The 15,413-nt window shown below is 71.4% G+C and carries 12 protein-coding genes and 1 pseudogene; 5 read left to right on the top strand and 8 right to left on the bottom strand.

The features are described from left to right. Positions 1 to 412: pseudogene (locus HET64_RS25710) on the top strand (alpha/beta hydrolase); the annotation flags it as partial. Between the two features lie 24 nt (positions 413 to 436). Here the strand turns inward: HET64_RS25710 and HET64_RS25705 are convergent. Next, positions 437 to 1,390: a LysR family transcriptional regulator gene (locus HET64_RS25705; protein ID WP_215109438.1), complete on the bottom strand. Its 954-nt coding sequence runs from the start codon at positions 1,388 to 1,390 to the stop codon at positions 437 to 439. A 62-nt stretch (positions 1,391 to 1,452) separates the two neighbouring features. Here HET64_RS25705 and HET64_RS25700 point away from each other — a divergent pair, with 62 nt between their 5' ends. From HET64_RS25700 to HET64_RS25690, 3 genes are all read left to right on the top strand, one after another. Next, positions 1,453 to 2,763, top strand: coding sequence for an MFS transporter (locus tag HET64_RS25700; RefSeq protein WP_215109436.1), 1,311 nt, complete (start codon positions 1,453 to 1,455; stop codon positions 2,761 to 2,763). 99 nt (positions 2,764 to 2,862) lie between these two features. Then, positions 2,863 to 3,579, top strand: a complete 717-nt coding sequence (locus HET64_RS25695; RefSeq protein WP_215109427.1) for a L,D-transpeptidase — start codon at positions 2,863 to 2,865, stop codon at positions 3,577 to 3,579. 179 nt (positions 3,580 to 3,758) lie between these two features. Beyond that, a complete protein-coding gene (locus HET64_RS25690) occupies positions 3,759 to 4,787 on the top strand; it encodes a sigma-70 family RNA polymerase sigma factor (protein WP_215109425.1) in 1,029 nt (342 codons plus the stop codon). Between the two features lie 134 nt (positions 4,788 to 4,921). On the opposite strand, the gene HET64_RS25685 is transcribed toward HET64_RS25690, so the two are convergent. Next, on the bottom strand, positions 4,922 to 5,296 hold the full coding sequence (locus tag HET64_RS25685) for an STAS domain-containing protein (protein WP_215109423.1): 375 nt from the start codon (positions 5,294 to 5,296) through the stop codon (positions 4,922 to 4,924). Between the two features lie 249 nt (positions 5,297 to 5,545). Between HET64_RS25685 and HET64_RS25680 the strand changes: the two genes are divergently transcribed. After that, positions 5,546 to 8,848 (top strand): S8 family serine peptidase, encoded by a 3,303-nt coding sequence (locus HET64_RS25680; RefSeq protein WP_215109442.1) that lies wholly within the window; start codon positions 5,546 to 5,548, stop codon positions 8,846 to 8,848. 80 nt (positions 8,849 to 8,928) lie between these two features. On the opposite strand, the gene HET64_RS25675 is transcribed toward HET64_RS25680, so the two are convergent. From HET64_RS25675 to HET64_RS25650, 6 genes are all read right to left on the bottom strand, one after another. Next, on the bottom strand, positions 8,929 to 9,519 hold the full coding sequence (locus tag HET64_RS25675) for a Uma2 family endonuclease (RefSeq protein WP_215109421.1): 591 nt from the start codon (positions 9,517 to 9,519) through the stop codon (positions 8,929 to 8,931). Between the two features lie 97 nt (positions 9,520 to 9,616). Further along, complete coding sequence (locus HET64_RS25670) at positions 9,617 to 10,894, bottom strand: thymidine phosphorylase (protein WP_215109419.1); 1,278 nt, start codon at positions 10,892 to 10,894, stop codon at positions 9,617 to 9,619. A 119-nt stretch (positions 10,895 to 11,013) separates the two neighbouring features. After that, on the bottom strand, positions 11,014 to 11,442 hold the full coding sequence (locus tag HET64_RS25665; protein ID WP_215109417.1) for a cytidine deaminase: 429 nt from the start codon (positions 11,440 to 11,442) through the stop codon (positions 11,014 to 11,016). Continuing rightward, a complete protein-coding gene (locus tag HET64_RS25660) occupies positions 11,439 to 12,704 on the bottom strand; it encodes an ABC transporter permease (RefSeq protein WP_215109415.1) in 1,266 nt (421 codons plus the stop codon). The genes HET64_RS25665 and HET64_RS25660 overlap by 4 nt, the downstream gene beginning before the upstream one ends. Next, positions 12,701 to 13,819, bottom strand: a complete 1,119-nt coding sequence (locus HET64_RS25655) for an ABC transporter permease (protein WP_215109413.1) — start codon at positions 13,817 to 13,819, stop codon at positions 12,701 to 12,703. The genes HET64_RS25660 and HET64_RS25655 overlap by 4 nt, the downstream gene beginning before the upstream one ends. After that, positions 13,816 to 15,399, bottom strand: a complete 1,584-nt coding sequence (locus HET64_RS25650; protein ID WP_215109440.1) for an ABC transporter ATP-binding protein — start codon at positions 15,397 to 15,399, stop codon at positions 13,816 to 13,818. Before HET64_RS25650 ends, HET64_RS25655 begins: the two co-directional genes overlap by 4 nt. Positions 15,400 to 15,413 lie beyond the last annotated feature (14 nt).

Here is a 15,413-nt window from a genome sequence, read left to right as displayed (position 1 = left end):
GGCCGCGCTGCGGGCCGCCGGGCACGGCGCGGTCACCTCGGTGCTGGCGCTGGCCCCGTGGCTGCCGGAGCGTGCGGCGGACGGACCGGAGCCGGTGAAGCAGCTGGTGGGGCGGCGGGTGCTGATCGTGCACGGCACCAACGACGAGCGCACCGACCCGGAGCTGTCCTACCGGCTGGCCGAGCGGGCGAAGAAGTCCAACCGGGACACCTGCCGCTTCGAAGTCCATTCCGACGGCCACGCGTTGCGCCAGCACCGCTCCGAAGTGATGGCACTGGCCGCCGACTTCGTGCGCGGCTCGCTCTTCGCCCGGTCCTACGCCCGCCCGGTCGCGGACGCGCTCGCCGCACCGCCGCCGCTGGGGCTGCGGATGCCGCTGGCCGCCGGGTTCGGCCGGTCGCTGCGGCACTGAACGCAGGGCCCGCCGGGCGCCCGCTCAGTCCGGCAGCAGATTGCCCCGGCGCGAGAGCAGGAAGCGCTTGAAGGCGGCGACCGGCGGGGTGTCGGGGTGGCCGTCCAGCCAGGCGACCCCGATCTCGCGGGCGGCGCGCGGTGCGGTGACGGTCAGCTCGACGACGCCGGGGCGGGCGACCGCCGGCGGCGGCAGCAGGGCCACCCCGAGCCCGGCGGCGACCAGCCCGCGCAGGGTCTCCGCCTCCTCGCCCTCGAAGGCGACCCGGGGCGTGAAGCCCGCCTCCGCGCACAGGTCGTCGGTGATCCGGCGCAGCCCGTAACCGGGCTCCAGGGTGACGAACGTTTCGTCGGCGGCCTCCGCGAGCCGGATGCGCCGGCGGGACGCCAGGCGGTGGTCGTCGGGGACCACGAGGCGCAGCCGCTGTTCGTCGAGGCGGCGGGCGACCAGGTCGGGGGCGTCGGGCACGGGTGAGGTGAGGCAGAGGTCGAGGCCGCCCGCGCGGAGCCGTTCGATCATCGCCTCGCCGTAGTTCTGCACGAGCTGGAAGCGGACCTTGGGGTGGTCGACCCGGAAGGCGCGGAGCAGGGCGGGCACGGTCTCCGAGCCCATGGTGTGCAGGAAGCCGAAGGAGACCCGGCCCGCCGTCGGGTCGGCGTCAGCCCGGACCGAGTCGGCGGCCTTCTCCACCTCGGCCAGGGCCCGTTCCGCCGAGCCGAGGAAGGTGCGGCCCGCCGGGGTGAGCGAGACGGTGCGGCCCCTGCGGGCGAACAGGGCGACGCCCAGGTCCGCTTCGAGCCGGACCATGGCCCGCGAGAGCGTGGACTGCGGGACGCCCAGCTCCTGTGCGGCGCGGGTCACATGCTCGTGCCGGGCGACCGCCTCGAAGTACGCGAGGCGAGGCGCGAGCACGGCCCGGATGTCTTCTTCGTAACTGCTCGGTGACAGCCGAGGCCCTGAGCTGCGTTCATGCGCCATGGGATTGATTATCGCAGTTCTGTGCATTGGACGCATGAAACGTCCCGCTCTACTTTCGAGGTATGCCTCCCGCCAGTACCGGGGCATCCACCATCGTCGTGGATGCCTCTGCCCCGCAGTCCCCCGTCACCACCACCGCCGAGCCCGCCGCCGCCACCCATGAGCGCCTGGAGCCCGGCCGCCCCGGCTACCGCCGGATGAGCCTCGCCCTCTTCGCCGCCGGTGTCGCGGCCTTCGCGCTCCTCTACTCCACCCAGGCGCTGCTGCCCGCGCTCTCCGCGTCGTTCGACGCGACCGCAGGACAGGCGAGCTGGACGGTCTCGGCGGCGACCGGGGCGCTGGCCCTGTTCGTGCTGCCGCTGAGCGCACTCTCGGAGCGGTTCGGCCGGCGGCAGATGATGACGGCGTCGCTGGCGATCGCGGTGCTCGTCGGACTGCTGGTGCCCTTCGCCCCTTCGATGGGCGCGCTGATCGCGCTGCGCGCCGTCCAGGGTGCGGCGCTCGCCGGACTCCCGGCCTCCGCGATGGCGTATCTCGCGGAGGAGGTGCGGCCCAAGGCGCTGATCGCCGCGATCGGCCTGTTCGTCGCGGGCAACAGCATCGGCGGTATGAGCGGGCGCATCCTCACCGGGTGGGTCGCCCAGGCCTGGGGCTGGCGCGCCGCGCTGGCGGCGGTCGGGCTGCTCGCGCTGGCGTGCGCCGTCGCGTTCCACTTCCTCATCCCGAAGGCCCGGAACTTCCGGCCCGGTTCGCTGAACCCGAAGGCCCTCGCGAAGACCGTCGCCACGCACCTGGCGGACCCGCTGCTGGTCCGGTTGTACGCGATCGGCGCACTGTTCATGACGGTGTTCGGCGCGGTCTACACGGTGATCGGCTACCGGCTGGTCGAGGAGCCGTTCAGCCTGCCGCAGGGCGTCATCGGCTCGATCTTCCTGGTCTACCTGGTCGGTACGGTCTCCTCGGCCGCCGCCGGACGCCTGGTGGCCCGCCTCGGCCGCCGGGGCGCCCTCTACCTGGCGGTCTCCACCACGGCCGCCGGGCTGCTGCTCTCGCTGGCCGACCAGCTGGCCGCCGTACTGCTGGGCCTGGTGCTGATCACGGCCGGCTTCTTCGCCGGGCACGCGGTCGCCTCGTCATCGGTGAGCCGCACCGCGACGACGGGCCGGGCGCAGGCCTCGGCGCTCTACCAGTCGGCGTACTACCTGGGCTCCAGCGCGGGCGGCACGCTGGGCGCGGTCGCCTTCCACGCCGGGGGCTGGACGGCGACGGTGGCCCTGGGGCTGCTCGCGGTCCTCGGGGTCGTCTCGATCACCCTGTACGGGACCCGGGTGGCGCGTGCGGAGCGGCGGGCGCTCGTCCCCGCGACCCGCTGAAGCACAACGGAGACATACCGGCGCGCAACCACCGCCCCCCTTCGCACGTCTACCAGGCGTAACCAGCGACGCACTGTGGGCGAAGGGGAGTTGGCGCGCATGCGAGTCACGGCAAAGATATCCGGAAGACCTCTGCGACGAGGGGTGGCCCTGTCCGTCGCCGGACTGGTGGCCGCTCCGGCCCTGGTCCTGGGCACCGGCACCGCCGCCCACGCGGCGTCCTGCACCAAGTCGGTGGGGCCGCACCAGAAGCAGGTCGAGAAGTTCCTGAAGCGGCCCGTGGACGGCAAGCAGTCGACGGCCGACTGCAAGGCGACCCAGAAGTTCCAGAAGAAGCACGGGATCACCCCCACCATCGGCTACGCCGGTCCGCTGACCTGGCGCACGATGAACACGATGCTCGCCCAGAAGGCGGCCGGGAAGAACCCCAACAAGGCGAAGAAGTGCCCCACCAACAAGGGGCGCATCGCCTGTGTCGACCTGACGCGGCAGCTGAGCTGGATCCAGGACGGCAAGAAGCTGAGTTACGGCCCGGTGCCGGTGCGGACCGGCCGGAACGGCGTCGAGACCCGGACCGGGTCCAAGAAGATCTACTGGCGCAGCATCAAGCACTGGTCGACCATCTACAAGGTCTGGATGCCGCACTCCCAGTTCTTCGACGGCGGCCAGGCCTTCCACTCGGTGACCAAGTCCATGTACAACCCGCCGGGCTCCGGCGGCTGCGTCAACATGCGCCCCGCCGACGCGAAGGCATACTGGAAACTGCTGAAGAACGGCGACGACGTGTACGTGTACGGGCGCAAGCCCGGGACCTGAGCGACGCGCCCGGTACAGGCGGGACACCTTGAGGGGTGCCGGGCGGATCGTGGCCGCAGCCACGGCCGCCGGGCACCCCTCGTCCTCTCTCCGCCCCCGACTGTCAGTGGCCTGCGGTAGCTTCCGACGTACCGGGTGACGGATGCCACAGCGCGGCTGCGCGCGACAGGGGTGGAGCGATGAGCGATCTGACCACGACGACGGCCGCGGGAGCGGCGGAGGGCTCCGGGGGCGCCGACGCCTCCGGGATCGACAGCCGCCTGGAAGCGCACCGGATCGAGCTGACGGGTTACTGCTACCGGATGCTCGGGTCCGCCTTCGAGGCCGAGGACGCGGTCCAGGACACCCTGGTCCGGGCCTGGCGCAACTTCGACAAGTTCGAGGGCCGCTCCTCGCTGCGCTCCTGGCTCTACCGGATCGCCACCAACGTCTGCCTGGACATGCTGAACGCGGGCAACAAGCGGGCCCGCCCGGTCGACCTGACGGGCCCCACACCGCTCGCCCGGGCCGCGCTGAGCCCGCGCCCGGAGAACGTCTGGCTGGAGCCGATGCCCGACGGCCGGATCCTGCCCTCGGTCCAGGACCCGGCGGAGGCGGCCGTGGCGCGCGAGTCGGTGCGCCTCGCGTTCGTCGCCGCCCTCCAGCACCTGCCGCCCAAGCAGCGCGCCGTGCTCATCCTGCGCGAGGTCCTCGCCTGGAAGGCCGCCGAGGTGGCCGAACTGCTGGAGACCTCCGTCGCCTCGGTCAACAGCGCCCTGCAGCGGGCCCGCGCCACGCTGACCCAGACGGAGGGCCGGGCGGGCGATGCGGCGGACCCCCTCGACGAGGAGCAGCAGAAGCTCCTGGAGCGCTATGTGAAGGCGTTCGAGGGATATGACATGACCGCCCTGACCGCACTGCTCCACGAGGACGCGGTCATGACGATGCCGCCGTTCGACCTGTGGCTCCGGGGCACCGGGGACATCACGGGGTTCATGACCTCCATCGGCGCGGCGTGCGCGGGCTCCAAGCTGGTGCCCGTCCTGGCCAACGGCTCCCCCGGCTTCGCGCACTACAAGCCCGCCGAGGACGGGGACGGGTTCGTGCCGTGGGCGGTCCAGGTCATCGACATCCAGGACGGGGCGATCACCGGGATGCACTGCTTCCTGGACGTCCCGCGCTGGTTCCCGCTGTTCGGCCTGGCGGAACGGCTCCCGGCCGACGCGTAGGGGTCACCGGTCGGGGCCCGGCACCCCGCGGCACACCCGGAGAGCCGGGCCCCGACCGACAGCCGCGTGCGCGCGTACGCACGCGGGCGCGCGGCCGGCGACCGTACGGGTCCGGCATCCGTGCGCGCCCGGCGTCAGCGCGGGTCGGGCACCCTCCCCTCCGGGCCCTCCTCCAGGGTCACCACGTCGGCCAGCCCCACCAGGTCCAGCAGCGACCGGAGTTCGGGGGGCACGCGGCGCAGCCGCAGCGTGCGTCCGGACCGGCGCGCGACGAGCGCGAGGCGGGCCACCGCCTCGACCACGGTCAGATCGGGCCGGATCACTCCGCCGACATCGCAGTCCACCGCCGCGCCCGGGGCGAGGGCCGCCCCGCGCGGGTCGGCGAGAGCACGCTCCAGCTCGACGCAGAGGTCGGGTACGACGGCACGGCTGACCTGGCCGGTCACCGTCAGGACGATCGGATTCTCGGTATCCACACCAGGCAGACCGGACCGGCGGGCGAAATTCATCGGCCCCCTCCGCGCGGACCCGCCACGGAGGGGCCGTTTTGCGACAACTGTGAACTCCTGGCACCACGTGCGTGAACCAACTCCCCCAGCATTACCTCTAGTTCGATGAACCGACGGGCCGCAGCCGTCGTTCCTGCGTCTCTGCGGACCGGCGGGACCGAGAAGCCATCGAGTTCTCCAGGGGGAGAGTTGCGCAGACACGTGAGAACCGCCTGCATACCGGCGGTAGCCACTGCCGTGGCCGTGGCGATGGCGGCGGGCATGACCTCGTCCGCCGTCGCCCAGCCGGATCCCCGGGCGTCGTCCGACGCCCGGGCCCAGGACCGTTCCCAGGAGAGGGAGCTGCGTCGGCTGACCCTCGTCACGGGTGACCGGGTCACCGTCGACGACCGGGGCAAGCCGGTCGCCTTCCGGCCCGCGAAGGGCCGGGAGAACATCCCGGTGCAGCGGATGAGCAGCAAGGGACACACACTCGTCGTCCCGGCCGACGCCCATCGGCTGATCGTCTCCGGCAAGCTCGACCGGCGGCTGTTCGACATCACCGAGCTGAGCCGCCCGGAGAACCTCCGGGCCCAGCGCGACGGTCTGAAGCTGATCGTCGGCTACCGGGGCAAGCAGACCGCCACCGCGAAGGCACAGGTCCGTGGCGCGGGCTCCACCGAGGTGGGCCGGAGCCTGACGTCGCTGAACGCCGAGTCGGTGACCACGCCGACCGCCGACGCGCCGGCCATCTGGAAGGCGCTCACCGACCGGCGCTCGGGCGGTGAGCGGGTCACCACCGCGGCCGGCATCGACCGGGTCTGGCTGGACGGGGTGCGCCGGGCGAGTCTGGACAGGAGCGTCCCGCAGATCGGCGCCCCGGCGGCATGGAAGGCCGGGTTCACCGGCAAGGGCGTCAAGATCGCGGTCCTGGACACCGGGACGGACGCCACCCACCCCGACCTCAAGGGCCAGATCCTCGCGGAGAAGAACTTCAGCACCTCCGCGGACACCAAGGACCGGGTGGGCCACGGCACGCACGTCGCCTCGATCGCGGCGGGCACCGGCGCCAGGTCGGGCGGAAAGCTCAAGGGCGTGGCCCCGGACGCCAAGCTGCTCGCGGGCAAGGTGCTCGACGACGAGGGGTACGGCGAGGACTCCGGCATCCTGGCCGGAATGGAGTGGGCGGTCGCCCAGGGCGCCGACATCATCAACCTGAGCCTCGGCGGGACGGACACCCCGGAGGTGGACCCGCTGGAGGCCGCGGTCGACAAGCTGTCGGCCGAGAAGGGCGTCCTGTTCGCCATCGCCGCGGGCAACGAGGGGTCCGGCGCGGGCACGGTGGGCTCGCCGGGCAGCGCGGACGCCGCGCTGACCGTGGGCGCGGTCGACGACCAGGACAAGCTGGCGGACTTCTCCAGCCGCGGCCCGCGGGTCGGGGACGGGGCGGTCAAGCCCGACGTGACGGCCCCCGGCGTGGACACCACGGCGGCCATCCCGTCCGGCTCGCAGATCGCGAAGGAGGTGGGTGAGAACCCCGCCGGCTACGCGACGATCTCGGGTACGTCGATGGCCACCCCGCACGTCGCGGGCGCGGCCGCCCTGCTCAAGCAGCAGCACCCCGACTGGGCGTACACCGAGCTGAAGGGCGCGCTGACCGCGTCCACGAAGCCCGGCGCGTACAACCCGTTCCAGCAGGGCTCCGGCCGGATCGCGGTGGACCGTGCGATCGCCCAGACCGTGGTCGCCGACCCGGTCTCGGTGAGCTTCGGGGTGCAGCAGTGGCCGCACACCGACGACGAGCCGGCCACCGAGAAGGTCACGTACCGCAACCTCGGTACGGGCGAGGTCACCCTCGATCTGAAGGTGACGGGCACCGGCCCGGGCGGCAAGCCCGCTCCGGCGGGCTTCTTCACGCTCGGCGCGGACCGGGTCACCGTCCCGGCTGGCGGCACGGCGGAGGTGACGCTGACCGCCGACACCCGGCTCGGCGGTACGGCCGACGGCACGTACGCCGCGTACCTGGTGGCCACCGGCGGCGGGCAGACCGTGCGCACGGCCGCCGCGGTCGAGCGCGAGGTGGAGAGCTACGACGTCACGGTCAAGCACCTCGGGCGGGACGGCCGTCCCGCCGCCTACGCGGACAGCACGCTCTTCCGCTTCGGTACGGAGTCCGGCGACCCGTTCCTGAGCCCGCGGGTCGTCGACGGCACGGCGAAGATCCGGGTGCCCAAGGGCACGTACGTGGTCAACTCCACGGTCTACAACGACCCGGACGACGTCACCAAGGGCGCCGACTGGATCGCGCAGCCCAAGGTCGCGATCGCCAAGAACACCTCGCTGACGTTCGACGCCCGCAAGGCGAAGCCGGTGAAGCTCACGGTGCCGGACGCGAAGGCGAAGGGGCAGCTGTTCTCCCCGGACTACGTGGTGGAGTCGGGGGGCGACACCGTCTCCTTCGGCTGGGTGATGGACTCGCCGGCCGGTATCCGCACGCTCCACGCCGGTCCGAAGATCACCGATGGTTCGCTCGCCCAGCACTGGTCGGGCACCTGGAGCAAGGGCGCGTCGACCGAGTACGACATCGCGGTCGGCGGCACGGTCAAGCAGCTCGCCACCGGCTTCGACCGGAAGTTCACCACGGCGCAACTGGCGAAGGTGAAGATCGCCATGGGCTCGGCCGCGCCGAAGAAGAAGGGCTCGATCACCGCCTTCCCCTTCCTGCCCACGCAGGGCGGCAGCTGGGCGACCTCGATCGACCAGAAGCTGCCCGGCACCCGCACGCTGTACGTCTCCACCGCGGACAAGGTGGCCTGGAGCCTCGACTTCGACCAGCAGGGCCCGCTCGACGCGGACGGCTGGCCGACGTACGAGGCCGACTACCAGGTCAGCGAGGAGGAGAGGTACAAGGCGGGCAAGACGTACGCGAAGTCCGTGAACACCGCGGTGTTCGGCCCGCTGGTGGACAAGGACTACGGCGTGGTCCGTGAGGGCAACGAGATCGCCGGCTTCCTCCCGCTGCTGGCCGACGGCCCGGGCAACGCGGGCGGGATGCTGTTCACGTCGGCCAAGACCGTCCTGTACCGCAACGGCAAGAAGCTCGGCCAGAACGGCGACCCGGTGTCCGGAGGCGAGTCCTTCCGGGTCCCGGCGGGCGCGGCCGACTACAGGCTGACGACCACGGTCGGGCACAGCACGAAGGTCAACCCGCTCTCCACCCGGGTGGACGCGGCCTGGACGTTCCGCTCGAAGAAGACCGCGTTCACGATGCTGCCCGTCTCCACCGTCCGGTTCACCCCGGCCGTGGGCGCCGACGGCCGGGTCAAGGCGGGGAAGACCGTCTCGGTGCCGGTGAAGGTGCACGGCGCGGCCGCGGGCAAGAACCTGAAGTCGCTGAAGACGTACGTCAGTTACAACGGCGGCAAGACCTGGAAGAAGGTCACCGTCAAGAAGGGCAGGATCACCGTCAAGAACCCGGCCAAGGGCAAGGCGATCTCCTTCTCCGCCAAGGTCACCGACAAGAAGGGCAACACCTCGTCGGTGAAGATCTACAGCGCGTACTTCGGCAAGTGACCCGATAGGCGCGGTAGTTCACGCTCGCATGACGGCGGCCCGCCGCACGGAACCTCTCCGTGCGGCGGGCCGTCCGCGTGTCAGCCGATGGGGAAGACGCCCGTGTCCAGGACCAGACCGAACGGCTTGGGGAGGGTCGGCTTCCGTCCGTACTCGACCGTTTCCAGGACCCGGTACGTACCGCTCTCCGGCTCCCCGTACAGCGTCGCGGTCGGGCGGCCGGAGTGCCAGGGGCCGAGGAGCAGGAACAGCTCCACCCCGGCCTTGGCGTAGCCGTTCACCTTGCTGACGCGGTCGTGGTTGGCGTTGGCGCGGGAGGTGATCTCGGCGACGAGCAGGGCCTCCTCGGCAGGCACGGTGCTGCCCGGCCCCGAGGCCACCGCGCGGGGGACGACCACGAGATCGGGGATGTAGATCCCACCCCGCCCCGGCAGCGAGAGGCCGAGGGTCTGGTAGATCTCCCAGTCCTCCGGGACAACGGCGTAGAGCCTGCGCTGGAGCAGGGCAGCGGTGGTGTTGTGGTCCTTGGACGGCGGCGGCGACACGGTGACGATCTCCTCGATGATCTCCACCTTGCAGCCCTCGGGTGCGTCCGTCTCCTCCCAGATCCGGACCAGGTCGTCCCAGTCCTGGCCGGGGCTCGGAACGGGCTCGACGGTGAGTGCGCTCATGGCGGTCTCCTCTATCGGTACGTCACCGAGTCCAGCATGCCGAACGGGACCGGCGGCAGTCCACCGATCCCGTTCACCCATATGGGGAAACCGCAGGTCAGGCAATACGTTCCCGCACCACCGGCAGCGGTGCGAACGACGTGCCGGCCGGGGCGATGTCGTACGCCTCGGGCAGCGCCTTCAGCGCGTAGTCGAACTTCTCCGGGGTGTCCGTGTGCAGCGTCATCAGGGGCTGGCCCTCGGTGACGGTGTCGCCGGGCTTGGCGTGCAGCTCGACGCCGGCGCCCGCCTGCACCGAGTCCTCCTTGCGGGCGCGGCCCGCGCCGAGGCGCCAGGCGGCGACGCCGACGTCGTAGGCGTCCAGGCGGGTCAGTACGCCGGAGGAGCGTGCGGTGACGATGTGCTGCTCGCGGGCGGTCGGGAGCGCGGCGTCCGGATCGCCGCCCTGGGCGGAGACCATCCGGCGCCAGACGTCCATGGCGGAGCCGTCGGCGAGGGCCTTCTCCGGGTCGGCGTCCTTGAGCCCGGCGGCGTCCAGCATCTCGCGGGCGAGGGCGAGGGTCAGGTCGACGACGTCCCTCGGGCCGCCGCCGGCCAGCACCTCGACGGACTCGCGGACCTCCAGCGCGTTGCCCGCGGTGAGGCCGAGCGGGGTGGACATGTCGGTGAGCAGCGCGACCGTGCGCACCCCGCTGTCGGTGCCGAGCGCGACCATGGTGGAGGCCAGTTCGCGGGCGTCCTCGATGGTCTTCATGAAGGCGCCGGAGCCGACCTTGACGTCCAGGACGAGCGCCCCGGTGCCCTCGGCGATCTTCTTGGACATGATCGAGCTGGCGATCAGCGGGATCGCCTCGACGGTGCCGGTGACGTCGCGCAGCGCGTACAGCTTCTTGTCGGCGGGGGCGAGGCCGTCACCGGCGGCGCAGATGACCGCGCCGGTGGTGTCCAGGACGTCGAGCATCTCCGCGTTGGAGAGGTGGGCCCGCCAGCCGGGGATGGACTCCAGCTTGTCCAGGGTGCCGCCGGTGTGGCCGAGGCCCCGGCCGCTGAGCTGGGGCACGGCCGCGCCGCAGGCGGCGACCAGCGGGGCGAGCGGCAGGGTGATCTTGTCGCCGACGCCTCCGGTGGAGTGCTTGTCGGTGGTGGGGCGGGAGAGCGCTCGGAAGTTCATCCGCTCGCCGGAGGCGATCATCGCGGCGGTCCAGCGGGCGATCTCGGTGCGGTTCATCCCGTTGAGCAGGATCGCCATGGCGAGGGCGGACATCTGCTCGTCGGCGACCTCGCCGCGGGTGTAGGCGTCGATGACCCAGTCGATCTGCTCGGGGGTCAGCTCGCCTCGGTCCCGCTTGGTGCGGATGACGGAGATGGCGTCCATGGGAGTCCTTCCGGCCGGGTGCGTACGCAAGAGTCCTCGATGACTCTACGCGCATAGAGAGAGGGAAGAGCGGTGGCCCTTCCGCGAAGGGGAAGGGCCACCGCCGGGAGATACGGGGTTCAGCCGAGGTGCTGCGGGCCGAACGACTGGGGCAGCATCGCGTCCAGCGTGCGCCGCCCGTCGGGCGTCTCCAGGAGGAGCTCCGGGCCGCCGAACTCGTACAGCAGCTGCCGGCACCTGCCGCACGGCACGAGGATCGCCCCGGTGCCGTCCACGCAGGTGAAGTGGGTCAGCCGGCCGCCGCCGGTGGCGTGGAGCGTGGAGACCAGACCGCACTCGGCGCAGAGCGAGAGGCCGTAACTGGCGTTCTCCACGTTGCAGCCGGTGATCGTGCGGCCGTCGTCCACCCGGGCGGCGACACCGACCGGGAAGCCCGAGTAGGGGGCGTACGCCCGGGACATGGCGTCCCGGGCCGCGGCCCGCAGGGCCTCCCAGTCGGCCTCGCCGAACGTCTCGGGGGACGGGCCCCCGGCGGCGGGCGGCGTCACTTGCCCTCGCCCTTGCGGTACGGCACGCCGTCCGCCTTGGGCATCCGCAGCCGTTGCGCGGAGAGCGAGAGGACCAGCAGCGTCGTGACGTACGGCGCGGCGTCGACGAACTGGCTCGGCACCTGGTCGGTCAGGAGGTACCAGGTGAACAGCAGCGCCGAGACGGCCGCCGAGATCACCGCGGCGACGTACTTCTTCCGGTAGAGCTGCCAGAACACCGCGATGACCAGCAGGATCGCCAGCAGGAGCAGCATCGCGTGGACGTTCTCCGCGCCGCCGCGCAGCTTGAGGCTGTCGGTGAAGCCGAAGAGCCCGGCGCCCAGCGCCATGCCGCCCGGCATCCAGTTGCCGAAGATCATCGCGGCGAGGCCGATGTAGCCGCGGCCGCCGGTCTGGCCCTCCTGGTAGATGCCGGTGGCGACGATCGCGAGGAACGCGCCGCCCAGGCCCGCCAGACCGCCGGAGACCGTGACGGCGATGTACTTGTACTTGTACACGTTGACGCCGAGGGTCTCGGCGGCCACCGGGGACTCGCCGCAGGAGCGCAGCCGCAGCCCGAACGGCGTGCGCCACAGGATCCACCAGGTGGCGGGGATCAGCAGCAGGGCGACGACGGTCAGCAGGGAGAGCCCGGTGACCAGGCCGCCGAGGATGCCCGCGATGTCGGAGATCAGGAACCAGTGCTGTTGTTGCAGGTCCTGGAGCCAGTCGGAGAGCCCTGGGATGGTGATCTTGTCGATCGGATCGATGCGCGGGGACTGCTTGGAGGAGCCGCCCTCGATGCCGTCGAAGGCGAAGTTGGAGAGGTAGCGGGTGACACCGACGGCGAGGATGTTGATGGCCACACCGGAGACGATGTGGTTCACGCCGAAGGTGACGGTGATGACCGCGTGCAGCAGGCCGCCGAGGCAGCCGCCGAGGATGCCGAAGAGGACGCCCGCCCACGGGCCCCACTGGAACCCGGCCCAGGCGCCGAACCAGGTGCCCAGGACCATCATGCCTTCGAGGCCGATGTTGACGACGCCCGCGCGCTCGGCCCACAGGCCGCCGAGGCCGGCGAGGCCGATCGGGACGGCCAGTTCCAGGGCGCCGGCGACCTGGCCGACCGAGGTGACGTCGTTGGCGCCGCTGATGAGGCGTACCAGGGAGACCAGGGCGAGCGCGCCCGCGATGATCAGGAGGACGACGGGCAGGGAGAGCTTGCGGCGGCCGCCGCCCTTGGTGGGGGCGACGCGTGCGGCGGTGGCTTTGCTCGTGCTCACAGGGCCGCCTCCTTCTCGGTCTTGATGGCATGGCCGGCGGCGAGCTCCTCGCCGACCTTCTGCTGCTGGCGGCGGATGCCGTACCGGCGGACCAGCTCGTAGGAGACGACGACCGAGATCACGATCAGGCCCTGCATGATCGTGGCGATCTCCTTCTCGTACCCGTACTGGTCGAGTGAGGCCGACGACTTGTCCAGGAAGGCGATCAGCAGGGCGCTGAAGGCGATGCCGAGCGGGTTGTTGCGGCCCAGCAGCGCGATGGTGATGCCGGTGAAGCCGATACCGGTGGGGAAGTCGAGGCTGTAGGTGTGGGTGTCGCCGAGCAGGGTCGGCATGCCGGCCAGGCCCGCGACCGCACCGGAGATCAGCATCGAGGTGAGGATCATCTTCTTGGCGTCCACGCCGGACGCCTGGGCGGCGCTCTCGCTGGCGCCGGTGGCGCGCAGGTCGAAGCCGAACCGGGTGCGGTTCAGCACGAACCAGTACAGGAGGCCGCAGCCCGCGGCGACGAACGTGAAGCCGTAGATCTCCCCGGCCTGGTCGCCCATCGGCAGCCCCGGGAACCAGCCGGACTCCGGGATCTCACCGGTGGTCAGGTTGTTGGAGCCGGCCGGCTGCTCGCCGAAGTTCTTCGGCAGGATCAGCCAGGCGACCAGGGCGGTGGCGATCGAGTTGAGCATGATCGTCGAGACGACCTCGCTCACCCCGCGGGTGGTCTTGAGGAAGCCCGCGATGCCCGCCCAGAACGCGCCCACCAGCATCGCGACGATCACGATCAGCGCGATGTGCAGCGGCCCCGGCAGGCTGACGCTCGCGCCGACCAGCGCGGCCATCATGGCGGCGAGGCGGTACTGCCCGTCGACGCCGATGTTGAAGAGGTTCATCCGGAAGCCGACGGCCACGGCGAGTGCGGCGAGGTAGTACGTACCCGCCTGGTTGACGATCAGGACCTGTACGTCGACGTAGCTGGCCGACTCGAACATGATCCGGTACGGCTCGAAGGGGTTCCGGCCGGAGGCGAGCAGCACCACGGTCGTCAGCGCGAGGGCGACGACCAGGGCGAGCACCGGGCCGGCGAAGCCCAGGATCAGCCGGTCCTTGTCGAATTTCTTCATCGGGCCTCGTCCTCCGGGCTTTCGAGGTGCCCGGTGGCGGCGCCGGTCATGGCCGAGCCCAGTTCCTCCGGGGTGATGGTGGCCGGGTCGGCGTCGGCGACCAGTCGGCCGCGGTACATGACGCGCAGGGTGTCGGAGAGCCCGATCAGCTCGTCCAGGTCGGCCGAGATCAGCAGGACGGCAAGACCTTCGCGGCGGGCCTCGCGGATCTGGTCCCAGATCTGCGCCTGCGCGCCGACGTCCACGCCACGGGTGGGGTGGGCGGCGATCAGGAGCTTGGGCGCGTGGCTCATCTCGCGGCCGACGATCAGCTTCTGCTGGTTGCCGCCGGAGAGGGAGGCCGCGGTGACCTCGATGCCGGGGGTGCGCACGTCGTACTCGCGCACGATCCGCTCGGTGTCGGCGCGGGCCGCCTTGTTGTCCAGCAGCCAGCCGCGGCTGTTGGGCTTCTCGGTGACGTGGCCGAGGATGCGGTTCTCCCACAGCGGGGCGTTCAGCAGGACGCCGTGGCGGTGGCGGTCCTCGGGGATGTACCCGATGCCGGCCTCGCGCCGCTTGCGGGTGGGGACCTGCGAGATGTCGTCCCGGTCGAGGGTGATCACCCCGCCGTCCGGGATGCGCATGCCGATCAGGGCCTCGATCAGCTCGGTCTGCCCGTTGCCCTCGACCCCGGCGATGCCGAGGACCTCGCCCTGGTGGATGGTGAGGTCGATGCCGGCGAGCACGTCGCGGACGGTGCCGTCGGGGTCGGTGACCGTGAGCGCCAGGTCCTGCACGCGCAGCATCGGCACATCGGTGACGGTGGACTCGCGGGTCTCCGGCGAGGGCAGCTCGCTGCCGACCATCAGCTCGGCGAGCTGCTTGGTCGTGGTGGACGCCGGGTCGGCGGTGCCCACGGTCGTGCCGCGGCGGATCACCGTGATGTCGTCGGCGACGGAGAGCACCTCGCCGAGCTTGTGCGAGATGAAGATGACGGTCAGACCCTCGGCCTTGAGCTCGCGCAGGTTGGCGAAGAGCGCGTCGACCTCCTGCGGTACGAGGACCGCGGTCGGCTCGTCCAGGATCAGGATGCGGGCGCCCCGGTAGAGGACCTTGAGGATCTCCACGCGCTGCCGGTCGGCGACCCCGAGGTCCTCCACGAGCGCGTCGGGCCGGATGCCCAGGCCGTACGCGTCGGAGATCTCCTTGATCTTCTTCCGGGCGCCGGAGCCGATGCCGTACAGCTTCTCGCCGCCCAGGACGACGTTCTCCAGGACGGTGAAGTTGTCGGCGAGCATGAAGTGCTGGTGCACCATGCCGATGCCCCGCTCGATGGCGTCGCCCGGGTTGGAGAACGAGACCTGCTCGCCGTTGATCGCGATGGTGCCCTCGTCCGGCTTCTGCATGCCGTAGAGGATCTTCATCAGGGTGGACTTGCCGGCGCCGTTCTCACCGACGAGGGCGTGGACCGTGCCCTTGCCGATCGTGATGTCGATGTCGTGGTTGGCGACGACGCCGGGGAAGCGCTTGGTGATGCCGTGCAGTTCTACGGCAGGGGGGCTGCTGGACGCGTTGATGACGCACTCTCCTTGGCCGGACAGGAGCGGGGGCGGAG

The sequence above is a fragment of the Streptomyces sp. McG3 genome, assembly GCF_018619185.1.
Classification (GTDB): domain Bacteria; phylum Actinomycetota; class Actinomycetes; order Streptomycetales; family Streptomycetaceae; genus Streptomyces.
The sequence above is the reverse complement of the archived record's forward strand: the minus strand, read 5'-3'. Positions and strand labels throughout refer to the sequence as shown.